General features: G+C 70.6%; 20 protein-coding genes. 5 read left to right on the plus strand and 15 right to left on the minus strand.

What is annotated here, in order from left to right:
• Positions 1–51: 51 nt before the first annotated feature.
• Together RYH80_RS11860 and RYH80_RS11865 are read right to left on the minus strand one after the other, a co-directional pair.
• Positions 52–450 (minus strand): hypothetical protein, encoded by a 399-nt coding sequence (locus RYH80_RS11860; protein ID WP_370904083.1) that lies wholly within the window; start codon positions 448–450, stop codon positions 52–54.
• Between the two features lie 161 nt (positions 451–611).
• Positions 612–1,112, minus strand: coding sequence for a metal-dependent hydrolase (locus tag RYH80_RS11865; protein WP_370904084.1), 501 nt, complete (start codon positions 1,110–1,112; stop codon positions 612–614).
• Between the two features lie 237 nt (positions 1,113–1,349).
• Between RYH80_RS11865 and RYH80_RS11870 the strand changes: the two genes are divergently transcribed.
• Together RYH80_RS11870 and RYH80_RS11875 are read left to right on the plus strand one after the other, a co-directional pair.
• Positions 1,350–3,737, plus strand: a complete 2,388-nt coding sequence (locus RYH80_RS11870) for an OB-fold nucleic acid binding domain-containing protein (protein WP_370904085.1) — start codon at positions 1,350–1,352, stop codon at positions 3,735–3,737.
• Between the two features lie 169 nt (positions 3,738–3,906).
• Entirely contained in the window at positions 3,907–5,523 is a 1,617-nt protein-coding gene (locus RYH80_RS11875) for a sensor histidine kinase (RefSeq protein WP_370904087.1), read from the plus strand.
• Positions 5,524–5,579: 56 nt separating this feature from the next.
• Here the strand turns inward: RYH80_RS11875 and RYH80_RS11880 are convergent, their stop codons facing one another.
• The 3 genes from RYH80_RS11880 to RYH80_RS11890 form a co-directional block, all read right to left on the minus strand.
• On the minus strand, positions 5,580–7,190 hold the full coding sequence (locus tag RYH80_RS11880; protein ID WP_370904088.1) for a hypothetical protein: 1,611 nt from the start codon (positions 7,188–7,190) through the stop codon (positions 5,580–5,582).
• On the minus strand, positions 7,187–8,029 hold the full coding sequence (locus RYH80_RS11885) for an ABC transporter ATP-binding protein (RefSeq protein WP_370904089.1): 843 nt from the start codon (positions 8,027–8,029) through the stop codon (positions 7,187–7,189). The genes RYH80_RS11880 and RYH80_RS11885 overlap by 4 nt, the downstream gene beginning before the upstream one ends.
• A 270-nt stretch (positions 8,030–8,299) precedes the next feature.
• Positions 8,300–8,467, minus strand: a complete 168-nt coding sequence (locus tag RYH80_RS11890) for an HVO_2901 family zinc finger protein (protein WP_370904090.1) — start codon at positions 8,465–8,467, stop codon at positions 8,300–8,302.
• Positions 8,468–8,669: 202 nt separating this feature from the next.
• Between RYH80_RS11890 and RYH80_RS11895 the strand changes: the two genes are divergently transcribed.
• Positions 8,670–9,272, plus strand: coding sequence for an AsnC family transcriptional regulator (locus tag RYH80_RS11895; RefSeq protein ID WP_370904091.1), 603 nt, complete (start codon positions 8,670–8,672; stop codon positions 9,270–9,272).
• Between the two features lie 37 nt (positions 9,273–9,309).
• On the opposite strand, the gene RYH80_RS11900 is transcribed toward RYH80_RS11895, so the two are convergent.
• The 4 genes from RYH80_RS11900 to RYH80_RS11915 form a co-directional block, all read right to left on the minus strand.
• Positions 9,310–10,737 (minus strand): class II fumarate hydratase, encoded by a 1,428-nt coding sequence (locus RYH80_RS11900; RefSeq protein WP_370904092.1) that lies wholly within the window; start codon positions 10,735–10,737, stop codon positions 9,310–9,312.
• 140 nt (positions 10,738–10,877) lie between these two features.
• Positions 10,878–12,002 (minus strand): LolA family protein, encoded by a 1,125-nt coding sequence (locus RYH80_RS11905; protein ID WP_370904093.1) that lies wholly within the window; start codon positions 12,000–12,002, stop codon positions 10,878–10,880.
• A gap of 505 nt (positions 12,003–12,507) precedes the next feature.
• Positions 12,508–13,479 (minus strand): aldo/keto reductase, encoded by a 972-nt coding sequence (locus RYH80_RS11910; protein WP_370904094.1) that lies wholly within the window; start codon positions 13,477–13,479, stop codon positions 12,508–12,510.
• 541 nt (positions 13,480–14,020) lie between these two features.
• Positions 14,021–16,924, minus strand: a complete 2,904-nt coding sequence (locus RYH80_RS11915) for an ATP-dependent helicase (RefSeq protein ID WP_370904095.1) — start codon at positions 16,922–16,924, stop codon at positions 14,021–14,023.
• Between the two features lie 339 nt (positions 16,925–17,263).
• Between RYH80_RS11915 and RYH80_RS11920 the strand changes: the two genes are divergently transcribed.
• Entirely contained in the window at positions 17,264–17,623 is a 360-nt protein-coding gene (locus tag RYH80_RS11920; protein ID WP_370904096.1) for a PadR family transcriptional regulator, read from the plus strand.
• An 82-nt stretch (positions 17,624–17,705) separates the two neighbouring features.
• On the opposite strand, the gene RYH80_RS11925 is transcribed toward RYH80_RS11920, so the two are convergent.
• The 3 genes from RYH80_RS11925 to RYH80_RS11935 form a co-directional block, all read right to left on the minus strand.
• Positions 17,706–18,374: a DUF7108 family protein gene (locus tag RYH80_RS11925; RefSeq protein WP_370904097.1), complete on the minus strand. Its 669-nt coding sequence runs from the start codon at positions 18,372–18,374 to the stop codon at positions 17,706–17,708.
• Positions 18,364–18,957 carry a ribonuclease HI gene (rnhA, locus tag RYH80_RS11930; protein ID WP_370904098.1) on the minus strand — a complete coding sequence of 198 codons (594 nt, stop codon included), beginning with the start codon at positions 18,955–18,957 and terminating at the stop codon, positions 18,364–18,366. The genes RYH80_RS11925 and rnhA overlap by 11 nt, the downstream gene beginning before the upstream one ends.
• A 110-nt stretch (positions 18,958–19,067) precedes the next feature.
• Positions 19,068–19,712 (minus strand): DUF7095 family protein, encoded by a 645-nt coding sequence (locus tag RYH80_RS11935; protein ID WP_370904099.1) that lies wholly within the window; start codon positions 19,710–19,712, stop codon positions 19,068–19,070.
• A 169-nt stretch (positions 19,713–19,881) separates the two neighbouring features.
• On the opposite strand from RYH80_RS11935, the gene RYH80_RS11940 reads away from it, so the two are divergent.
• Positions 19,882–20,244, plus strand: a complete 363-nt coding sequence (locus RYH80_RS11940; RefSeq protein ID WP_370904100.1) for a cell division protein SepF — start codon at positions 19,882–19,884, stop codon at positions 20,242–20,244.
• A gap of 147 nt (positions 20,245–20,391) precedes the next feature.
• On the opposite strand, the gene RYH80_RS11945 is transcribed toward RYH80_RS11940, so the two are convergent.
• From RYH80_RS11945 to trpY, 3 genes are all read right to left on the minus strand, one after another.
• Positions 20,392–21,165 carry an IMPACT family protein gene (locus RYH80_RS11945; protein WP_370904101.1) on the minus strand — a complete coding sequence of 258 codons (774 nt, stop codon included), beginning with the start codon at positions 21,163–21,165 and terminating at the stop codon, positions 20,392–20,394.
• Positions 21,166–21,310: 145 nt separating this feature from the next.
• The gene (locus RYH80_RS11950; RefSeq protein ID WP_370904102.1) at positions 21,311–22,183 is read right to left on the minus strand and encodes a DUF8081 domain-containing protein; all 873 of its coding nucleotides are present in this window, start codon (positions 22,181–22,183) and stop codon (positions 21,311–21,313) included.
• A gap of 39 nt (positions 22,184–22,222) precedes the next feature.
• Complete coding sequence (gene trpY, locus RYH80_RS11955; protein WP_370904710.1) at positions 22,223–22,708, minus strand: TrpY family transcription regulator; 486 nt, start codon at positions 22,706–22,708, stop codon at positions 22,223–22,225.
• Between the last annotated feature and the right edge of the window lie 232 nt (positions 22,709–22,940).

A 22,940-nucleotide genomic window follows, 5' to 3' on the forward strand; every position in this document is an offset into this window, starting at 1 on the left:
CGATCGGTCGGCGCCCGCCTTCACGCGTGACTCGCCAGACGCGGTTAGGCGTCACCCGAGCGCCGAACCGGTGCTCGCGAGTGCCTCGACGCGATCGGCGTGGGTCGGACAGTAGTCGCGGACGGCGCCGCCACCGCCGAAGATCACGTACCGCTCGGCGGCTCGGCCACAGTCGTCGTGGGTACACTCTCCGAGCGCGTCGGCCGTCAGCGACAGGTGGTCGAGCAGTCCGCTCGGGTGGAACACGACCATCCCGTCGCGGCGGACTTCGACGACGCTCGTCTCCCGTGCGGCGCGGCGAGCGGCCGCGAGGTGGTCGTCGGCCGCCGGGTCGGGGACCAACCGTGCGGCGTACCGGTCGCGTGCCCGTGCGCTGACGCGGACACCCACGACCGGCACGTCCCGACGGCGGAGCCACAACGCGAGTGCGTCGGCCGGATCTGCGCGCATACGCCACCTTCGGGCCGCGAGCGACCTGAATCTCCGCCACGCGTGCGGAGTGGAAGTGAAAGTGGAAGTGGACCCGTACGTTCGCCGGCGACTGGGTTCGGTGACTCGGGGCGGGAGCGCCCGACCCCCGGAGACGGCGTCCGACGCGTCGAGCGCCGCAGTCACCCGGCGAGGAGTCCGAACCGGACGAGGACGGCCGCCGTCGCGGTCGCGGTGAGCACCCCACCGGCGAGCAGGCCCCAGTTCGCCAGCGTGTCGTCGGCGGTCACCAGCGACAGCGAGTAGTTCGCGTTCGACAGCGGCGCGAACGGCTCGACACCCATCGGCGTGAGTGCGTCTGCGGCGACGTGCGAGCCGACGGCGACGACGCCGACCGTCGCGCCGAACACGGCCAACACGGGCGTCGGCCACGTCGCCGGCCCGCTCGCGAGGACGCCGACGCCGCCGAGGACGGCCCCGACGGCCGCGGCGAACCACACCGTGTGGGTGATCCCCCTGTGGGAGACGAACGGGACGCGCAGGTCGTAGTCGGGCAGCGACGCCAACGCCACGGAGACGACCGCCCCGAGCGCGGCCAACCCCGGAACCCCGACCAGCACCGCTCCGACGCCGACCGGCGTGTACGCCACCAGTGCCGCACCGACGTGCCCCTCTCTGTACACGTCGTCGAGTGGGTCGTGCCGTCGGATAAACGTTCGCGCGACTGGTGGGGAGTGTTCGGGCGACGGACGAGTGACGACCCGTCGTCTGGCCACCCGGTCGTGTTCGGGCGCCGGGACGAGAACAGCCGTCGACGGCTGCGAGGCGGAAGCGCCGAGAGCGGCACGAACGGGCACGACGGGCGGGGGACGGAGCGGTTTCGACAACAGTTTTAGGCAGGCGGTCCAGGTTGCCGACGAATGGGTACGTGTATCATCTGTGGGACGGACACCGACGGACGGATCTGTGACTCCCACGAGCAGGACGTCGTCTTCGAGTTCAAAGGATCGGACCCCTCGTTGCTCCGTGACGGGCGGTTCTACCGCGGGACGGTCGACGGGTACGCCGACTTCGGCGTGTTCGTCGACGTCTCGCCGGACGTGACCGGGCTCCTCCACCGGTCGGAGCTGGATCAGCGACTGGAGTCGCTGGACTGGGAACCGGGCGACACGGTGTACGTGCAGGTGAAGGGCGTCCGCGACAACGGTAACGTCGACCTGGCGTGGTCGATCCGACAGGCGGAACGTGAGTTCCGCGGGTCGCTCGTCCAAGACGGCCAGACGGACCGCGAGCCGACCGCCAACGACGCGATGGGCGACGACGGGGACGACGGCGACGGGAGGACCCGCACCGACGCCACCGACGACGGGTCGGCCGCCGACGGGGCCGACGACGAGACGACCGCCGACGCGGCCGACGACACCGACGCGGACGAGTCCGACGCCGACACCGGTGCAGACGGTGCCGGGTCGGGCGACGACGCGGCGGCCGACGCCGAGACGGACGGTCAGGTGACACACCAGCCGTCGCCCGCCGAGGACGACCGCCAGACGGCCGACGACTCCAGTTTCGAGTTCGGTGCGCCCACCGAGGACGCCGACGAGGCGGCCGACGAGTCCGACGACGGCACGGCAGACGCCGCCGAGCCGAGCGACGACACGGCGGAGTCGACCGCAGACGCCGAGACGGTCGACGACTCCGAGACGACCGACGACCCCGGGACCGAGACCGAGACCGACACCGAGAGGGACGCGGACGCGACCGCCGAGACGGCCGACGAGACAGAGACGGCCGACGACACCGAGACGGACGCGGACGACGACACCGAGCGCGTCGCCGTCGACTCCCTCGAGAGTCGCGTCGGTGAGACCGTCCGCTTGGAGGGTGAGATCACGGACGCACGCCAGACGAGCGGCCCGACCGTCTTCGAGCTGCGCGACGAGACGGGGACCGTCGACTGTGCGGCCTTCGTCGAGGCGGGCGTGCGCGCCTACCCCGGTATCGAGGTCGGCGAGACGGTGCGTCTGGAGGGCGAGGTGGAGCGCCGTCGCGACGAGATCCAGGTGGAGACGGAGGCGCTGGCCGCTCTCGAAGGCGCGGACGCCGAGGCCGTCGAGGCGCGACTCGCGGAGGCGATGCGGGCGAAGACGCGCCCGGACGAGGTGACCACACTCGCGGACCACCCGGCGGTCGACGCCGTGAGCGAGTCGCTTCTGGACGCCGCCGAGGCGATCCACCGGGCGGTGCTCTCGGAGCGACCGATCGTGGTGCGCCACGCCGCCACCGCGGACGGCTACGCGGCCGGCGCGGCCGTCGAGCGGGCGACGCTCCCGCTGGTGCGTGCAGAACACCCGGAGAGCGACGCGGAGTACCACTTCTTCGACCGACGACCGCTCGACGGGTCGGTCTACGACATGGACGCGGCGACGAACGACACGACGCGGATGCTCTCGGACCGCGAGCGCCACGGCGAGAAGCTGCCGCTCGTCCTCCTGCTCGGGACCGGCTCGACGGAGGAGTCCGCGGACGGACTCGGACTCTTGGGCGTGTACGGCGCCGAGCGGGTCGTCGTCGACCCGCGAGCCGGTGACGAGGCGGTCGCCGACTCCGTGGAGACGATGGTGAACCCGGCGCCGACGCCGGACGCGCCGGCGTTGACGACGGCGGCGCTGGCGGCGACGCTGGCGGCGACGGTGAACCCCGACGCCGCGACGGCGGTGTCGCACCTCCCGGCGGTCTCCTACTGGGAGTCGACGCCGACGGCGTTCGCCGACCTCGCCGCCGAGGCGGGGTACGACGACGAGCGCGTCGCCCAGTTGCGCGAGGCCATCGCGCTGGAGGCGTTCTACCAGCAGTACGAGGACAAACGCGAACTCGTCGCGGACCTGCTGTTCGAGGACGACGGCGACCTGGCGGCACACGTCGCCGCACAGTTCCGCGAGCGGTTGGAGACGGAACTGGACACGGCCGCGCCGAACGTCGAGACCCACGAGGTCGACGGCCGGACCGCGCGGGTGCTCGACGCCGACGCGTTCGCCCACCGGTACGACTTCCCGCCGACGGCGTTGTTGGCCGACGAACTCCACCGTCGCCACGGCGGTGTCGTCGTCGTACTCGGTGACGACGACCTCTACGTCCGTGCCGACGACGACGTGGACGTGCGCGCGGTCGCCGACGCCGCCGGCGAGGCGGTCCCCGACGGCGCCGTCACCGCCGCCGGCGTCCGCGAGGGGCGCATCGAGTACCTGACCGGCCGCCGCGAGGCGGTCTGCGAGGCCGTGCTGGACGCCGTCGCCGAGGCCGCCTGACTCGGCGCCGACACGGTCACCCGCCGACACGACTGCTCGCCGACGCGACCACTCGCCGGCGCGGCCGCCCGGTCGACGGCCGCCCACCCCGTTCGTGCACGGACCGCCGGGCGAGACGAAGTGTTTTTGTCCGAGAGCGGAGCACACTCGTCAGAGACGTGACCCGACAGTGACCGAGGTCGACTTCACGACGCTCCACGAGCGAGCGGCGACGCTGGACGCGGCGGACACGACGCGTGACGTACGCGAACGGACGGTGCGGCTCGTCGCCGACGTGCTCGAGTACGACGCGGTCGGCGTGTACCAGCCGGAGGGGAGTCGGCTCGTCGCGCGAGTGGCGACGGACGCCTTCGAGTCGCTGGACCCACCGACGACGCTGGACCCGCGCGAGTCGCCGTTGGGGGAGGCCATCGCCGCGGGCGAGCCGACGGCCGGCCCGGCGCCGCCGTCGTTCGGCGACGCGGCGTCGTGGTGTGTCGCCGCGACCGGGCACGGCGGCGGCTTGGTGGTGTTGTCGGAGACGCCCGGCGCCTTCGACGCGGACGTGAGCGCGGCGGTCGCGGGCGTCTCGTTGTACGTCGAGTCGGCGTTGTCGGACGCGGTGGCGGTGTCGGCGTCGTTCCGCGACGACGACATCGCGGACGAGGAGGCCGTCTCGGACCGCGCACTGCTGGACGCGTTGCGGTACGCGTTCACCGACTACGCGTTCCTGTTCGACGCGGAGGGGCGGTACCTCGACGTGCTGTTGGGCGAGCGAAACCTCTCGGTGTACTCCCGCGAGGACTTGGTCGGGAACACCGTCGACGAGGTGTTCGACGCAGAGACGGCGGACCGACTGCGCGCCGGGATCGACGCGGCGCTGTCGGAGTGGTCGACGCAGACCGTCGAGTACCCGATCGACACACCCGACGGCCGACTGTACTACGAGGGGCAGATCAGTCCGCTCCCACAGGACGACCTCCCCACAGACGCGGCCGTGATGGTCGCCAGAGACGTGACCGAGCGGATCGAGCGCGAGCGACGACTGGAACGGCAGAACGAGCGGCTCTCGGAGTTCGCGGGCGTGGTGAGCCACGACCTCCGGAACCCGATGGAGGCCGCCAACGGGTTCTTGGAGGTGGCACGGAGCCGCACGGACGACGAGGCGCTGGCGAAGGTGGACAGCTCGCTCGACCGGATGGAGGCGATCGTCGAGGACCTGTTGCGCCTCGCCAGAGAGGGGGAGGCCGTCGACGACGTGCAGCCGGTCGCGCTCGGGGAGGTGGTCCGGACGGTGTGGAACGGCCTCGACACCGGCTCCGCGACGCTCCGAGCGGACGGGCTCCCGACGGTGGTGGCCGATCCGGACGGACTCCGTCGCGTGGTGGCGAACCTCTTCCGGAACGCCATAGAACACGGCGGGCGGACGGTCACCGTCACGGTGACGTGGATCGGGACGGACCCCGATTCAGCCGACCCGGTCGCGGTGGGCGGCGCGAGCCCAGTCACGGACGGCACGCACTCCTCGTCCGACGACGTACCTCTCGGGTCCGATGAGAGTGGTGTCGGCGGGTTCGCGATCGCCGACGACGGGCCGGGGATTCCGGCGTCCGAGCGCGACAGCGTGTTCGAGACGGGGTACACCACGGACGCGGAGGGGACCGGCTTCGGACTCTCCATCGTGCGCCGGATCGCGGAGGCACACGGCTGGACGGTGCGGGTGACGGACGGCCCGGAGGGGGGCGCACGGTTCGTCTTCGACGGCGTCGAACGGGTGAGCGGTGGCGGCGAGGCGGCGACTCGCTGAGTCGGAGACACGACTCCGTTCGGGACCCGCGAGACTCGTCCGACGGGCGACACTCGTCAGTCGACGGTGAACCGCTCGAACCTCCGGGCGGCGTAGGCGGCCGCGAACAGGCCGGCGACACCGAGTAGTAACGCGGATACGCCGACGCCGACGGCCGACACGACGAGCGCGCTCGTCCCGAGGACCCCGGCGACGGCGTCCGCGACCGGTGCCACCGCCAGCGCGACGCCCGGTCCGGCGAGCAACACAAGCCCCAGCGAGTAGCCGGCGAACGCGAACAGACTCGGGACGACCGCCTCGCGGCTCCGCGTGACGCGCGAGGCTTCGAACTTCGGGAGCAGCGTCCCGACGCCGGCCGCGAGCGCGGGCGCGGCGACCCCGACGACGACGGCGGCACCGGTCACCAGGAGCACCCGTGGGAGTGGGTCGCCCGCGACGAGCGACAACCCGCCGGCGAGTGCCGTCCCGACGCCACCACCGAGGACGACGCCCGGGAGGACGACACCGCGGACGAACGCCCACCCGGGGACGCCGCTGGTGGCGGTCACCGGGAGCGTCGCCCCCTGGTCGCCCAATGGATTGAGCGCGAAGCCGGCGCCACCCGCCCAGGCGGCGTACAGCGCCGCCGTCGGGGGGAGCGACGCCGGGATCCGGCCGGTCTCGACGGCCGTGGAGACGCTGGGTGCGAGCAGGAACACGGGGTACGCGACGAACAGCAGTTTCACCGGTGCTCTGATCGCCCGAACCGTCGACACGCGGGCGATCCAGGCGGCACGGGGACCGACGAGCCGGCCGACGAGACCGGCGTCGACGCTCGTCTCCCCGTCGCCGTGGGCCGTCGGGTCGCTCGCGACGCCGTCGGCGTACCACAAGAGTCGTGCGAGCACCCCCGTGACCGCGAACAGCCCGACCGCGAGACCGAGACTCCCGACGAGTGCGACCCCGCCGCGGACGAGGTCCGTCCCGACGACCGGCGCGAGTGCGAACTCGCCGAGCCACGTCAGTGGTGGTCGTGCGACGGTCGTCAACAGCGGGTCGAAGACGGACTCGATCTCGCCGGAGAGGAACGTCCAGACGTAGGCGACGAACACGATCGCCCAGATCGGCACCCGGAGTCGCTGGACCAGTCGCGAGCGGACGGAGACGTTCGCGACGGCGTGCCCCACCGTCTGTCCGGTCGCGACCCCGAGGACACCGGGGACGAGGACGGCGAGTGCGACCGTCGCCGCGACCGTCGGCGTGCCGGTGCCGAGCGCGTACCCGACGCCGACCACCACTGCCGGTGGCGTCAGATAGCCGAGTGTCCCGAGCAGTTCCACGGCCGCGACCCCGGCGAACAGGTCTCGGGCGGCGACCGTCGTCAGGTAGCCGTCCCGGTTGTCCGGGTCGGCGCCGTCCGTGATCACGCGGACCGCGGCGAAGGCGCTCACCGCGAGCCACACCCCCGGCGGGACCACGTCGGCGGCGACCGTCACGAGTTCGGTGTCGCCGGACTGCCCGACGAGGAACGCCCCGACACCCAGTCCGATCACGACCGGGACGAGGAACAGCCCCGAGATCACCAACGCGATCAGCTGTGAGGTGCGGCCACGGAGCGCCCGGAGTCGGCGTCGCACCTCCCACCAGACGATCAGCCGAACCCGACCGGCGTCCGGGAGTCGTGTCACCGCCGTGCCTCCTCGTCCGCCGACGAGGTCGTCTCGACCGCCGGCTCGTCGTCCGACGCGACACTCCCCACGTCCTCGCCCACGAGGTCCGTCCGCTCCTCGCCACTCCCACCGGTCACGTCGAGGAACACGTCCTCCAGCGTCCGCTCGTCCCCCTCGGCAGCACGGCGCTTCAGCGTCTCGGGTGGCCCCTCGGCGACGAGTTCGCCGTCCGCGAGCACGCCGACCACGTCGGCGAGTTCGTCCACGACCGGCAGGATGTGCGTCGAGAGGAACACCGTCGTGTCGCCGCGACTCAACTCCGCGATGGTGTCACGCACGGTTCGGGAGGCCCGCGGGTCCAGCCCGCTCGTCGGCTCGTCGAGGAACAACACGTCCGGCTCGTGGAGCATCGCCTGGACGATCCCCGTCTTCTGTTTCATCCCCTTCGAGTACTCGTCGATCCGGCGATCGGCGTCCGCGGCCAAGTCCAATCGCGCGAGCAACTCGTCGATCCGGTCTGCGGCCGCCGACTCGAGGTCGCGCAGTCCCGCGGTGTACTCCAACTGCTCGCGGGCGGTGAGTTCGTCGAACAGCGGCGGCTCCTCCGGGAGGTAGCCGATCCGCTCGACGACCGCCTCGCGATCCGAGACGGGCTGGCCGGCGACGTGTGCCGTCCCGTGGCTGGGGCGAGTGAGCGTCGTCAACATCCGCATCGTCGTCGTCTTGCCGGCCCCGTTCGGGCCGAGGAACCCGTAGACCGTCCCCGGATCGATCGACAACTCCAACGCGGAGACCGCCTCCGTGTCCCCGTAGCGCTTCCCGAGTCCCTCCGTCACGATGGCACCGGTCTCTGACACGTCCGAGGTGTCTGTGCCGGCGGCCCTAAATCCCCACCTCCCGTCTCACTGGTCGTGACTCGACGCCGCGGGTCGGACACCCCGGCGCGACGAGCGAGAGACGTGTCGCGGACACGGATCACGAGACGTGTCGACGACCCGCACGGGAGAACACGATAGGAGGAGAACGGCGGCAGTACGAGTGTGAGAGAGCGGCGGTCGGTGGCAGTCGCAGTCACTCGGCCGCGGTCGGTCGACGCGTGTCAGTCGACGCGTGTCAGTCGACGCGTTTCAGTCGACGCGTTTCAGTCCCTGTCCGATTCCGGCGGCGTCACAGTCGTCTTCGGGGCAGCCGTAGTGCCACCCGTCTTCCGTGGCGCGGCCCTCTGGGAACTCGGCACCGCACTTTCGACACCGGAGCAGATCTCGGCCGACCTCTCGCGTCGCGAGTTGGGGCATACGCGAACACTCGGACGGAGAGGATTTGAATATACCGATGTTTCGCGTCGTTTCGTCCGCGTCCGTCTGTCCAGCGGCCGGTTTCGGCCGTCTCTGTCCACCCGACACCCACTCGACGCCAGACGGCGGAGCCACCACGGGGTCACGACGGCGGCGACCGTATCCAGTCAGGTACTTGTTGCTGCAGTACGGACGTAGAATCATGCGGGAACTAGACGAGACGGACGTGTCGATCCTCCGACTGTTGGCCGAGGACGGTCGCCGCTCGTACAGCGAGATCGGCGAGGTGGTGGACCTGACACCCCCGGCGGTGTCGGACCGGGTCACGCGACTCGAGGACGCGGGTGTGATCCGGCAGTTCACGATCGACGTGGACCGATCGACGCTCCGCTCGGGGACGCCGGTGTTGGTCCGTGTCGAGCCGGAACCCGACGCCAGAGCGGCCGTCCGCGAGCGCCTACTCGCGGCGGACGCGGCCGAACACGTCTTCACGACCGCCGAAGGCGAGGTCGTCGTCTTCGCTCGCACCCCGACGACCGCCGTCCACGACTGGCTCGTCGACACCGTCGGTGCCGAGCGCCTGCTCGACGCCGAGGTGGATCTCGTGGCCGACGCCGAGTGGACGCCCGCCGTCGACACCGTCGACTTCGCGTTCGACTGTGCCGAGTGTGACAACACCGTCACCAGCGAGGGAACCTCCGCCGAGATCGGCGAGGAACTGCGCCACTTCTGTTGTTCCTCGTGTGAGTCCGCCTTCCGCGACCGCTACGAACGGATGGCGGACGGGGCCGACGAGCCCGCGTGAACGGTCTGGGCCGCCCGTGCGGTGCGGTTGTCCCCGTTCAGTCCTCGTCGCCGAGAATCCCGCGGTGGGTCATCGCCTCCGGGTCGAGCACCTCGTCGGCCTCCTCGGCGTCGAGGTACCCCTTCTCGATCACGACCTCTCGGATCGTACGGCCCTCCTTGAGCGCCTCCTTGGCGACCTCGCTGGCCTTGTCGTAGCCGATCGCGGGGTTGAGCGCCGTCGCCAGCGCCATCGACTGCTCGACGCGCTCGGCGGCGTGTTCGGCGTTCGCCTCCAACTTCGCGACGAACTTCTCGCCGAACACCTCGCTCGTGTTCGCCAACAGCCGCGCCGACTGGAGGTAGTTGTGCGCGATCACCGGCTTGTAGAGGTTCAGGTCGATCTGTCCCTCCGCCGCGCCGGCCGACACCGCCGCGTCGTTGCCGACGACCTGCTTGTGGACCTGGTTGACTGACTCCGCGACGACCGGGTTCACCTTCCCCGGCATGATCGAGGAGCCGGGCTGGTTCTCCGGCTGTTCGATCTCGCCCAACCCGTTGCGTGGGCCGGACGCCAACAGCCGCAGGTCGTTGGCGATCTTGTTGAGACTGCCGGCGACCGTCCGGAGTGCACCGTGGGCCTCCGCCATCGCGTCGTGGGCCGCCTGCGCCTCGAAGTGGTTGTCCGCCTCGCGGAACTGCGTGTTCGTCTCCTCGGAGACGTACTCGGCCGCCAGCCCCGGGAACTCGGGGTGTGTGTTGAGCCCCGTGCCGACCGCGGTGCCGCCGAGGGCGAGCTCCCGGAGGTGGTACCGGGAGTCTTTCACGCGCTTGATCCCCTTCCCGACCTGCGCGCGGTAGCCGCCGAACTCCTGGCCGAGTCGGATCGGCGTCGCGTCTTGGAGGTGTGTGCGCCCCGTCTTCACCACGTCGTCGAAGGCAGCCTCCTTCGTCTCCAGTTCCGCGTGGAGTCGCTCCAACGCCGGGACGAGGTCCTTCTCGACGGCCTCCAGGGCGGCGACGTGCATCGCCGTCGGGATCACGTCGTTCGAGGACTGCCCGTAGTTGACGTGGTCGTTCGGGTGGACCACGCGGTCGCCGATCTCCTCGCCCATGATCTCGGCGGCCCGGTTCGCGATCACCTCGTTTGCGTTCATGTTCGAGGAGGTGCCCGAGCCGGTCTGGAACACGTCCACCGGGAACTGGTCGTCGTGGTCGCCCGCGATCACCTCGTCGGCCGCCTCCGCGATCGCCGCCGCGATCTCCTCGTCGACGAGCCCCAACTCCGCGTTGGCTCGCGCGGCGGCCTTCTTCACCACGCCCAGCGCCCGGACGAAGCGTCGGGACATCCCGATCCCCGAGATCGGGAAGTTCTCGACGGCCCGCTGGGTCTGGGCGCCCCAGTAGGCGTCGGCGGGCACCTGCATCTCCCCGAGACTGTCGGACTCGGTCCGGTACGCCGTCTCCTCGTCTGCGTCGTCTGCCATACGCGCCCGTTCGCCGAGACACGCGTAAAACCCTCCGGAACCCGGCGACGAGTCGTCTCCGGTGTCGCTGCAGTCGTGGTGGCCGTCGGCGTCGTCGTTCAGTCGGCCGTGGCGACCGTGGTGGCCGTCGGCGTCGTCGTTCAGTCGGCCGTGACGACCGCGGCCGTCTCCCGAGACTCGATCAGCGCCTCGGCGACGCTCGTCACGGTCTCGCGGTCGAGGTCCGCGAGCACGCCGTGTCGTGTCTCACCGACCTGCCACCACACGGCCACGCCGCGGTCCGTCTCGGTGACGTTGACTGTCGTCCCCGCGAGTGTCGTCTGCGTGGCGTTCTCCGCGACCGCACCCAGCGCGCGGTCGCTCGTACTCGACACGACGGTCAGGTTCCCCGGTCCGTCGTACCGCTGGACCGCGACCGTCGCGTTGTCGTACGTCACCGTCGTCCCCTCTGCGAACGCGAACCGGTCGTCGTCGACGCGGGGGAGCGTCGCCTCCGTCGACGACTGCAGCGTCGCGAAGCTGTCGACCGGCTCGCCGAAGCTCGCGCTCGCCGCGGCGGTGCCGGGCGGCTGGAACGTGCTGTCGGCGACGCTGACGTTGAACTGCGTCTCCGTCACCCGCGTCGTCACGGTGCCGTTCGGCCCCGCGAGTTCGGTCTTGTGGACCGTCGCGTCGTCCGTGTCCACCCACAGCGTCACCGTCCCCTCGGTGTCGTCGGCCGGCGTCACCTCGACGACGTACACCTCGGTCCCGTCCAGCGTCGTCGTGTCGACCCGCTCGGCCGTGCGGTTCTCCGCCGACCAGTCCCACAGGCGCTGTCGCTCGGTCGCGTTCAGGCTGTGGTTGCCGTCGTCGCTCTTCTCGGCCCACTCCTCGCGGGCCGCCTCGGCGTCGTCCTCGTCGTACACCCGTGTCAGCCCGGTCTGTTCGTCGTGGACCCACGCGACGGTCCCGTTCGAGCCGACGACGTAGGTGCCGTTGCTCGTCGTCACGGCCACCCGCGACTCGTTGTCGTCCGTCGCCGCGAACGACACGTCGAGCGTCTCCGTCTCCGTCTCGTTTTCGACGGTCACCGTCGCCGCCCCGACGACGGTCTCCGCGTTCTCGTAGCGGTCCTCCACGTCCTCGAGGATGGCGTCGCCGCTCGGCGCGCTCGGAGCCGCCAGGGTGAGTCCCGCGACCGCCGCCGCGCCGACCAGCGCGACCGCGAGCGCGACCACCGCCGCGTTCCCGGTCAGCCCACGGTCGCCGTCGTCTCCTGTCATCACGTTCAGTAGGGCTTCGACAGCCTTGACTCCTCGGGTGGTACGCCGGGTAGTGTTCAGATACGGGTGAGTAGTCAGACGAGACTATCACTCAGGAAGCCCCGAGGGGATCGCGGTCGCTCGGCGACATATCGCGCCTCTCGGCACCACCCGGCGCGATAGGGGCCGCCGAGACGACTGAAGTGAACGCGATCCCCTCGCCCCTTCCAGTCCCGCCCAAATCCGCCCCGCACAGCGCCTCGCCCTCCCCAGCCTCGTCGCTCGCTGCGCTCGCTCCTCCCTCGCGCGTTCCTCGCGCGCCACCCGCAATCGTCGGCTTATCTGAACACCACCGCACGCGTCGCGTGTGTTACCCCACGAAAAGAGCTCGGTCAGAGACGCCACCGGGGCGCTCCGCGGAACGCCCGCTCGGGGTGTCCTCGCGGCGACCACCTCCGCCACCGCACCCGTTCGACGGGTCGCCGTTCGGACCCACCCGGCCGTCTCGCCCGGCCGACCCCGGCCGTCACCCCGGCGGCGCGTACGACGGGGACTTCGGAGCCGCGATCCGCTCGACCTGCTCGTCGGTCAGTTCCAGCTCCACCGCGCCCAACACGTCCCGCAACTGCGCGCTCGTCTTCGGGCCGACGATGGGCGCGGTCACCACGTCCTGGGCCAGCAGCCACGCCACCGCCACCTGTGCGGGGGTGGCGTCACACTCCTCGGCGACGGCACGGACGGCGTCGAGCACCGCCCAGTTCTCCGGCGAGAAGTACGACCGCACGGACTCCGAGGCCGCCCCGCGCGTCCCCGCTGCCGGCTCTTCGTCCCGCTCGTACTTCCCGGTGAGGAACCCACCCGCCAACGGCGACCACGGGATCACGCCCACGTCCTCACCCTCGCACACCTCCAACAGGTTCGCCTCCTCGTGGCGCGCGACCGCCGAGTACTCCGGCTGCATGCAGGTGAACCGCGACAGGTCTTCGAGGTCGCTCGTGTACAGCGCCTTCGTGAACTGGTAGGCCGTCATCGTCGAGGCGCCGATGTACCGCACACGGCCGGTCTCGACGAGGTAGTCCAGCGCCGCCAGCGTCTCCTCGATGGGTGTGTCCTCGTCCCAGCGGTGGATCTGGTAGAGGTCGACGTAGTCAGTCCCGAGCCGATCGAGACTCGCCTCACACTGGTCGATCACGTGCTTGCGCGACAGGCCGCTGCCGTTCGGGCCGTCGCGCATCTCGCCGAACACCTTCGTCGCGACGACCACCTCGTCGCGGTCGTACGCTTCGATCGCCTCGCCGACGATCTCCTCGCTCTCGCCGTACGAGTAGACGTTCGCCGTGTCGAGGAAGTTGATCCCCGCGTCGATCGCCTCGTGGATCAACTGGACGCTCTCGGCGCGGTCGTTCACCATCCACTCCCGCTCGGACCCGAAGTTCATGCAGCCGAGACACAGCCGCGACACCTCCACCCCCGTCGCTCCCAGCGTGGTGTACTCCATACACGCCGCCTTCTGCCCGCTCCGATTTCAACCTGCGGAGACACTCCTGGGTAGTGTTCAGACAAGGATGAGTAGTCGGACGAGACTACCACTCAGGAAGCCCCGATCCGTCGCCGGGCGGCTCCGCCGCCCGGCTGGTAGCGGGAGCTTCGCTCCCGCCCACCTCGCGGTCGCTCGGCGGCATATCGCGCCTCTCAGCACCGCCCGGCGCGATAGGGGCCGCCGAGACGACTGGAGTGAACGCGAGCGGATCTACGGGAGAGCGGAGCTCTCCCGAGGAAACGGCGGCAGAGCCGCCGTGACCGCCCGTTCCAGCCCCACCCGAAACCGCTCCGCACAGCACCTCACCCTCCCCAGCCTCGTCGCTCGCTGCGCTCGCTCCTCCCTCGCGCGTTTCTCGCGCGCCACCCGCAACTATCGGCTTATTTGAACACCACCACCAACTTCTGTCACAGTAGCGGCGACTCCCGGCGACTGGGCGAGCGGTACCGCCGTCCACGTCAGATCAAGGGGACGAACCACCGCCTCCACGACGACTGCTTCAGTCCTCCGCGTCCGCCGACGCGGCCGGGCCACCACCGCTCCCGTCGCCGCCGGCGCCACCGCCGGCCCCGTCGCCGATCTCCTCGACGACGCGGGCGTGGAACTCCTGGAGCGCCGCGGACTCGTCGTCGGCCAACACCACGTCCGAGGCCGCCAGCGTCGCCAGCCCGAACGCCCGCGGGGACGGGGAGTCCACCTCGTAGCTGTGGATCGTCACCTCGCCCCGCTGGATCGCGCCCAACACCTCGCGAATCCCGCGCAGGTTCAGTTTGTCCTCGGTTATCTCGCGGTACGTCTCCTCGATCACCGCGAAGTCGTCCAACTCCTCGGCGAACGACAACAGCATCTCCGAGGACACCTGCTGTTCGGCCGCCGACTTCTCGTACCCCTTGTAGCGTTTGAGGATCATCAGCGACCGCGTCGCGTCGATCCGGAAGTAGCGCTTGAGCAGGTCCGTCCCGTCCAACGCGGCCCGCAGGTCCGGCAACGCCGCCGCCGGCTCGACACTCTCGATCACGTCTGCCACGTCCACCTTCCGGTTCAACGGCATCGCGACGGTGAACCCGTTGTCCGCGACGGCCACCTGCACGTTCGTGTTCGTCCGCTGGGCACACCGGTACGCCACCAGCCGCGAGAGCCCGTCGTTGAACCGCCGCCCGTAGTTCGAGTGGACGTAGTACCGCCGCCGGTACTCGTCGCGGTCCAACTCCTCCTCGACGACCAGCCGCTCGTCCGTCGCGATCGACTCCAGTCCCGCGTACCGCCGCTGTTGGTCGAACGTCCGCGCAAGCGCCCGCACGGCGTTCTCGTCGACCGGCAACCCACGCAGCCACGTCCGCAGCGCCGACCGCCCGCCGTCGCGCAGTCGCTCGACCACCGTCCGCTGGAACGAGAGGATCTCGCGGCCGAGGTCGTAGCTCAGTGGGAGCCGTTCGGAGAACCACGACGGCACCGTCGGCCGCGCACTCGTCGGGTCGACGTACACCTTCGAACCGCGGCGGTACCGGAACTCGTAGTTCGTCCCGCCGAGCACGAACACGTCGCCCGGCTCCAGCGTGTCGAGGTACTCCTCGTCCAACTGCCCCACCCACTCGTCGCCGCCGCGGGTGTACACGTCGCAGGTGAACGAGTCCGGGATGGTGCCGATGTTCGTCATGTAGATGACCCGCGCCATCCGGCCGCGTTTGCCGATCAGCCGCTCGCCCACGTCGTACGCCTCGTAGTGGTGCTCCCCGTCGGGCGGGTCGTTCGTGTCGCGCCAGATCTTCGCGTAGACGTTCTTGTCTTCCAACCCGTCGTAGTCGGCGGTGAGGTACCGACAGAGCTGTTCCCAGTCGGCGTCCGTGTAGTCGCGGCACGGGTACGCGCGCCGTAGCGTCGCCAGCACCTCCTGCTCGGGTCGCACGTCGTTGATCGCCATGCCGTAGACGTGTTGGGCGGCCACGTCCTGGGCCGTCTCCGGGACGAACACCCGGTCGACGAACCCCTCCGTCGCCTTCTGGAGCATCACCGCACACTCGACGAGTTCGTCCCGGTCCAACGCGATCACCCGGCCCTCGACGGTCTGGCCGAGTTGGTGGCCCGCGCGCCCGACCCGCTGGAGCAGCGACGCGACGGACTTCGGCGACCCCACCTGGACGACCAGGTCGAGGTGTGGCATGTCGATCCCCAACTCCAGGGATGTCGAGGAGGTGACCACGTCTACGTCGCCGGACTTCAGGTCCGCCTCGATCGCCTCGCGCTTCTCCTTCGACATCGAGCCGTGGTGACACCCGGAGTTCGTCTCGTCGTAGGTGTCGAACTTCGTCCGGAGGTTCTCCAGGACACGTTCGGCCCCCGACCGGGTGTTCGTGAACACCAGGGTGTTCTCGTGGGCGGCGATCAGCTCGTGGAGCCGGTCGTAGAAGGCGGCGTCCACCACGTCTCGGGGGGTGTCGATCAGATCGTCCGTCGGACACTCCAACCGGAGGTCGAAGTCCCGGACGAACCGCGTGTCGACGATCTCGTAGTCGCGGAACCCGTCGTCCGCGCCGGCGTCGTCTCTCTCTGCGTCGTCGACGCTCTCCCTATCGCCGTCGCCACCCACAGTTCCGTCGCCGGCGTCACCGCCCTCCGCGGTCGCCAGCGGTTCCGTCCCGTCCGCGCGGCCGACGAGGAACTTCGCGACGGTCGACAGCGGCTCGACGGTCGCCGAGCAGCCGATCCGCGTCGGGGAGGTCTCGGCCATGTTCTCCAGCCGTTCTAACGAGACGGCGAGGTGGGTGCCGCGTTTGTTCTCCGCCAGCGAGTGGATCTCGTCGACGATCACGTACTCCACCGAGCGGAGTTTCTCCTTGAACTTCGGCGAGTTCAGCAGGATCGCGAGTGTCTCCGGCGTCGTGTTGAGGATGTGTGGCGTCGTCTCCAGCATCTGCTGGCGCTCGCTGTCGGAGGTGTCGCCGTGACGGATCGCGTGGCGGATCTCCGTCTCGTGGCCGCGCTCCGCCAGCTTCTCGCGGATCCCGTCCAGCGGCTCCGTCAGGTTCCGGTGGATGTCGTTGGCCAACGACTTCAGCGGAGAGACGTACAGACAGTAGACGGCGTTGTCGAGCCCGTCGGGCTGCTCGCGCTCCCGCCGGTACAGTTCGTCGATCACCGCCGAGAACGCCGAGAGCGTCTTCCCGCTGCCGGTCGGCGAGCAGACGAGCGTGTTGGTGCCCTCCTGGATCAGCGGGATCGCCTCCCGCTGTGGCGGCGTGAAGAACCCCTCGTTCTGTGGGACGAACGCGCCGAACTGCTCGACCCACCACTCCCGGACGGAGGGGGCCAGCCGGTCGAGCACCTCCCCGTCCGTGATCTCGACGGTCGCCGGGTCGAACGCGTAGTCGGTCGCCGTCGCACCCAACAGCTCCCGGCCAGACATACGGACACACTCGGTCGCGGTGAACAAGTGGGTTGCGACGGTGTCGTGGTGTGGTCGTCGCAGTCGACACTCCGGCGGCGACGCCACCCGACCTCCGGGTCCGAGCGGTCCTGGCTCCGAGTCCGCGTTCGGGTCCACGTCCGGGTCCACACCCGCGTTCGGGTTCGGGTCCGCGCCCGCGTTCGCGTCCGGGTCCGACCGCGATCCTGCGACACCCACGCTAGCGCGAGTCACACGAGCCGTTCCACACGACGACGAACACAACTACACTCAGTTGGACAAATACTTACCCGTCGCTGTCGGCAGTGTCGGGGCACGGAGCGACGCACGGAGGCACACATGTCGCAGACACACACCGGCGAGGGAGGCGAGACGGTGCTGCCGGGACTGAGCGCGTTCCAGCAGAACGTCCTCGCGGTCCTCGCCGACGAGGCGATGTACGGGCTGGCGATCAAACGCGAACTGGAGACGTACTACGACGACGAGGTGAACCACGGGCGACTGTACCCGAACCTCGACGAACTCGTCGAGTTGGGACTCGTTGAGAAGTCCCAACTGGACCGGCGCACCAACCGGTACGCACTCACCGACCGCGGCCGGCGGACGGTGTTGCGGAAGGCCGCGTGGCTCCTCGACAACTACGTCGACGAGTCGACGGGCCGCGACGACGTGGAACGACTCTTGGACGACGTGGTGTAGTCGCCGCTGTTGCGTCCGCCTCGGCTACCACGCGGTCGTTCCCAGCGCGCGTCCGTCCCCGGTGACAGACCGCCTCGTCACGTCACAGCGGCGGGTGCTTGTCGGCGGCGGCGAACAGGTGCCGCAGCGACTCCTCGACGACCGCGCGCTGCTCGTCGGTCGGCCACGCGTTGCGCGGGTAGTACTCCTCCAGGAACTCGGTGACCTCCTCGGGCGTGGCAGTGTCGGCCTCGCGGGCGTAGTGGTTGCTCATGAAGTCCGCGAACACCCGCGCGTTCCGCCGGTGGACCGCCCCGTGTGCCTCGCCGACGGCCGCCACCAACTCGTCGTTGTGGTCCGCGACGGCGTCCCACTCGTCGGGGTCGCCCGGGCCCGAGAGGACGAGTTCCCGTGCGCGGTCCGTGTCCTCGACGCGGTCCAGGGCCACCTCGCCGTCGACGAGCCACTCCTCGGGGTACAACACGAGCGTGTCGTCCGTCTCCCGGACGCGACTGGTGAACCCGTACTCTGCGAGCCGCTCGGCGCGGTCCTCGCGGTAGGCGGTCGCCTCCGCGTCGTCGGTCGCCCGTCGTGCGAGGCGCGTCAGGCGGCGCGCCTCCTCGGCGACGGACTCCGGGAGCGTGTCCTCTGGCGTCTCCTCGGTGTCACTCTCTGTGGCCGCCGTCTCGCCTGCGGTCGGTTCGCCGGCAGTCGACCCCGCCGCGTCGTCCGGTGCGCCCGTCTCGTCGGTCGGTGTGTCCTCACCCGTCATCGAGTGCCTCGTTGGCGCGTTCGTCTGCGCGTTCGTTCAACTCCCGCGGGACGTGCTCCAGCGACCAGCGGTCGAACTGCTCCAGCAACTCCCGGACGCGGACGCGCCGCTCCCGCAGGTCCGGGTCGTTCGCGTCCCACTCGCCGCGGACCTGTCTGACGATCAACTGCGAGTCGCCGCGGGCGTCGACCTCGTCGAGTCCGTAGTCGGCGGCGGCCTCCAGCGCGCGGATCAGGGCCTCGTACTCCGCGCGGTTGTTCGTCGCGGTGCCGATCCGCTCGCCACCCTCGGCGACGATCCCGTCGGCGGTGACGATGGCCCACCCGACCGCCGCCGGGCCGGGGTTCCCACGACTCGCGCCGTCGAAGTAGACGTGGCCGCGGCCGCCGCCGTCCCGCAGCGGGAGTGTGAGCGCCTCGGGGTCGGCCCCCTGGACGACCACCTTCCCGTCGTAGGCGACGGCCGTCGCGCCGTCGTGGTCCGCCCGCCACAGTTCGTGGTCCGTGTTCCCCTGGGCGACCGCGACGCCGGCGTCCACCAACCGCTCGCGGGCCGTCTCCGGGTCGATCTCGACGACTGGCACGGGCGTCACTCGGCGGGCGCACAGCGAAAGCGTTGCGGGTTCGAGCCGCGTGCGCGTGGCCGGACTGGAACCGTCGTGCGAGCGGGGGAGAACCGAGAGGGCGGTGCCGGTCACACCACGTCGCCGCGGACGCTCGCCGACTGCTGGTCGGCGCGGCGTCGTTCGACACTGTCGACGATCTCGGCGATCACGTCGTCGTCGACTTCCAACATCTCGAAAGCGCCCGACAGCGTCGGGAACGGCAACTCGCCGCCCCGCAGTTTCGCCAGCGTCTCCTCGGCGCGCCGGCCGTCTGCCCACAACTGGACACCCCGCGGGTCGAGCACCTGGTCGTACTGCCCGCGTTCGAGTGCGGCACGGAGCCGTCGAGTGACGTTGTCGTCGAACGGCGCGTTACACACCTCCAGGTGGACCGGCTCGCCCTCGGGGAGCAGGTGTGCGGCCAGACACTTCTCGGGGGCGGCGTACCCCGAGTCGTTGGCCCTGATCCGGTCGGGGTACTCGCGGGCCCACTCGGCGGAGACGGACTGGCCGACGCCGTCGACGCCGTGACTCCGACGGAACTCCGCGGCCGCGTCTGCCTCCCCACGGAGGTGGAGGTCCTTCGTCACGTACACGTCGAGTCTGTCGATCGGGTCGAGTCCCAGCGCCACGTCGCCGTACACCCACACCTCCCGGATCGGCACGGGGTTCGGTCCCTCCTCGACGGTGTCGAGGATCGTCGTCACGCGGTCGAGTGCGGCCGAGCGGTCCATCGCATCCCGTTCGGTGCCGCGTGGGTTTCGACGTTTCGCTCACCGGCGCGCCGGGTCACCGCCCGGTCGGCGGCCTCCACGCGTCGGCCGTCGTGTCGGTGCCGTGCCCGGTCGCGAGCGGCCTGCGTCTGACGTAAGTTCTTAACGGCGGCGCACACGAGTGAGTCGTATGGGGATCATGAGCAAGATTCTCGGCGGCGACGACGGGCGGACCGCCGGGGACTACGTGGAACTCGACACGGAGGACTTCGAGACACAGGCGGGGGCGGCGGCGATGCAGGTCCACATCGCGGAGTTGAGCGACCAGACGGACCTGATCGACGTGAAAGACGCCATCTACGACGGCGACTTCGTCATCGCGGACATCACGCGCCACTCCACCAGCGACGGGACGACGGAACACCTGATCGACGAACTCCGGCAGGTCACCAAGGAGGTCGACGGCGACATCGTCCGGAAGGGTGACGACCAGTTGATCGTCGCCCCCACCGGCGTCAGTATCGCCCGTACGAAGCTCAACGACCAGCCCTGACTGTACGTCGTCTCTGTGATCGGCCCGTTACTGGCCTCGACTGTACGTCGTCTCCTCAGGTCGTCGGCCCGCCGCCGAGTGCCGACTCTGTCCTCGTCTCGGTCCGCCGGTCGAAGCTCGCCCGTCGACCACTCACGCGTACACTACTCACCCGTCGACGTCCGCCCGCCCGGAGGTGGCAGACTGGAGACGATCGCGGACGGCGGCGGCCTCGTCGACCGGCACGCGCACGTCGAAGGCGACGCGCTCGTCGTACGTGGCCTCGAAGTCCACGCCGTCACTCGCCAGACTCTCCAAGAGACTGCGGACGTCCCCGGAGTCGTCGTACCCGACGGTGACGCGGAACCGCTCGTGGGGGACACGCTCGACGACGCCGGCCGCGTCGACCGCCTCCTTCACCGCCCGAGAGTAGGCGCGGGCCAGCCCGCCGACACCGAGGTTCGTCCCGCCGTAGTACCGCGTCACGACACAGACGAGGTTCCGGAGGTCGCGCTGCTGGAGTACGTTCAACGCCGGGTCGCCCGCCGACCCCGACGGCTCCCCGTCGTCGCTCGCGTACTCCCGGACCATCCCGTCGCCGGTCGGCGTCCGGCCGATCCCGCCGCCCGCGTCGTCGTCCGCCTCCGGACCGGCGCCTCCGACCGCGTCGGCACCGGAGCCACCGGCCGCGTCGCCACCCGAGCCACCCGTCGCATCCCCGTCCGACTCGCCGCCCGCGTCGGGACTCGAACCACTGGTCGTCGCGGGGACGCGGTAGGCGGGGACGTTGTGGGTCGCGTCGTCGTACTCCGCGCGCACCTCGGCGACGAACGCCTCCGCGGCCGCCGGATCGGCTGCCGGAGCGACGTGACCGAGGAACTCCGACCCCTGGACGACGAACTCCGCGGTGGCGCGCTCCGCGACGGTCCGGTACGACTCCATACCCGCGGTTCGACGCCGTCGTTCAAATGGTTGTCCGGTGCGGGCTCGTCGGCCGCGCCAGTGTCCGGTCGCCGGGGGCGTCGCCACGGGGAGTCGGAACACGACGGCGAGACGGTCTGGTCGACTCCCGACGACCGGCGCCCGCTCACCACTCGCCGAGTGTACGCTGGTCGGAGGCGGCCAACACGGAGCCGTCGCCGGGGTCGCCGTCACCCGGTAGGGTCGGCGTCGTCCCGAGGGTGTGGAACGACACCTCGAACGTCTCCGGCAGGTCGTCGATCAGGACCCGTGCGATCACCACGTTCCGCTCGTCGGCGACCCGCTCGGCGACGGACCGCTGGTTCCGCTCCACGTCACCCTCGCCGGTCTTCACCTCGCAGTCGTACGTCGCCACCAGCGTCCCCCGGTGGCGCGCATCGATCCGCAGGTCCGGGTGCCACGCGCCCGACTCGCCCGGCACCGTCACCGGGTCCGGCGACGCGTCGACCGTCACGTCCAACTGTTCCGCGAGCCGCTGCCGGTTCCGACGCGCCTCGTCGGCGGCGGTGCCCTCACCGCGTGTGGTGGTCTCACTGCGCGTGATCGTCCCGCTGCGGCTCTCGTCTCCGGTCTCGGGTCCGTCGTCGCCGTCGGCCTCGTGCGGGGCGAGATCCGCGGCGACGAACTGTCGGACGGGACGCGAGACGCCGTCTCCGGCGGTCAACAGTGCCTCCCCGAGCGCGCCGTACTCGTCGGCCCCGACGCCGAACGTCCACCCGGCTGCGGCGGGCAGCTCCGGCGGGGAGTCGTCGTACCGCGCCGCGCCGACGAGGTAGGCGTCGGCGGCCGTGTCGTCTTGCGGTGCCACCTGTTGGAGACGGACCGGACCGCCGTCGGCGGCGAACTCCCGCGCGGCCGCCGTGGCCGCCGCACGACTCTCGTACGACAGCGTCGCCGGCTCGCCGCCGACCGCCGCCGCGACCGCCGGGTTCCGCTCGACCGCGGAGCGTTTCACCGCCACGAGGAACTCGTCCGTCACCACGCCGACCACCTCGGAGCTTCACACACGTCGACCACCTCAAAACTCCACACCCTGGACGTACGGCAACTCGCGGATCGCCACGAGCACCTCGCCGGGGACCGTCTCGTCGGTGATGAGGTACAGCGCCGGCTCGTCTGCGAACTCCGGGTCGTCCGAGAGCACCTGCCGCAGCGGGACGCCGTGGTCTGCGAGCAGCTCGGTGATCTCGGCGACGATGCCGGCTCGCTCGGGGTCGCCGACCTCCACCGTCAGGACGGTGAACCCCAACACCGGCGCGAGGTCCATCAGACTCGGGATGGCGGTGATGTTGCGGAAGATCCGGTTGAGTTCCGCGTCGGCGAGGATGGCGTCCGTCGTCGCGTCGACCACCCGGCGGTCCACGTCCACCTCGCGGGCGATCCGCGTGTCCGGAATCTCGATCCCACCGGAGACGACGCGCCCGTCGTCGTTGACGGAGAAGCCACGCTCCAACAGGAGTCTGACGACGGCCTGCTGGCCCGGCGAGCCGGCGAACTTCTCCATGATCCGTCCGAACTCGTTGTCGGCCGCCTCCGCGGGGTCGCCCGCCGCCGTCACGGCGTCGCCGGACGGGTCGGTGTCGACTGCCGCCTCGCCGCCGTGGTCGCCACTCGTCGTCGCGTCGTCGCCCGACGTGTCGTCGCTGCGGTCGCCGGTCGTCGTCTCGCCGCGACGCTCCTCGCCGTCGGAACCCGCCGGGTCACCGTCGTTCGTCTCGTCGCCGTCGGTCTCGGAC

Source organism: Halobaculum sp. MBLA0147, from assembly GCF_041361345.1.
In the GTDB taxonomy this organism is placed as follows: Archaea; Halobacteriota; Halobacteria; order Halobacteriales; family Haloferacaceae; genus JAHENP01.

Excerpts from the sequence above, each read along its gene's own strand:
- RYH80_RS11860 (WP_370904083.1), bottom strand. The coding sequence starts at position 450 with ATGCGCGCAGATCCGGCCGACGCACTCGCGTTGTGGCTCCGCCGTCGG.
- RYH80_RS11870 (WP_370904085.1), top strand. The coding sequence starts at position 1,350 with ATGGGTACGTGTATCATCTGTGGGACGGACACCGACGGACGGATCTGT.
- RYH80_RS11890 (WP_370904090.1), bottom strand. The coding sequence starts at position 8,467 with ATGCCCCAACTCGCGACGCGAGAGGTCGGCCGAGATCTGCTCCGGTGT.
- RYH80_RS11895 (WP_370904091.1), top strand. The coding sequence starts at position 8,670 with ATGCGGGAACTAGACGAGACGGACGTGTCGATCCTCCGACTGTTGGCC.
- RYH80_RS11900 (WP_370904092.1), bottom strand. The coding sequence starts at position 10,737 with ATGGCAGACGACGCAGACGAGGAGACGGCGTACCGGACCGAGTCCGAC.
- RYH80_RS11905 (WP_370904093.1), bottom strand. The coding sequence starts at position 12,002 with ATGACAGGAGACGACGGCGACCGTGGGCTGACCGGGAACGCGGCGGTG.
- RYH80_RS11910 (WP_370904094.1), bottom strand. The coding sequence starts at position 13,479 with ATGGAGTACACCACGCTGGGAGCGACGGGGGTGGAGGTGTCGCGGCTG.
- RYH80_RS11915 (WP_370904095.1), bottom strand. The coding sequence starts at position 16,924 with ATGTCTGGCCGGGAGCTGTTGGGTGCGACGGCGACCGACTACGCGTTC.
- RYH80_RS11920 (WP_370904096.1), top strand. The coding sequence starts at position 17,264 with ATGTCGCAGACACACACCGGCGAGGGAGGCGAGACGGTGCTGCCGGGA.
- RYH80_RS11925 (WP_370904097.1), bottom strand. The coding sequence starts at position 18,374 with ATGACGGGTGAGGACACACCGACCGACGAGACGGGCGCACCGGACGAC.
- RYH80_RS11935 (WP_370904099.1), bottom strand. The coding sequence starts at position 19,712 with ATGGACCGCTCGGCCGCACTCGACCGCGTGACGACGATCCTCGACACC.
- RYH80_RS11940 (WP_370904100.1), top strand. The coding sequence starts at position 19,882 with ATGGGGATCATGAGCAAGATTCTCGGCGGCGACGACGGGCGGACCGCC.
- RYH80_RS11945 (WP_370904101.1), bottom strand. The coding sequence starts at position 21,165 with ATGGAGTCGTACCGGACCGTCGCGGAGCGCGCCACCGCGGAGTTCGTC.
- trpY (WP_370904710.1), bottom strand. The coding sequence starts at position 22,708 with ATGGAGAAGTTCGCCGGCTCGCCGGGCCAGCAGGCCGTCGTCAGACTC.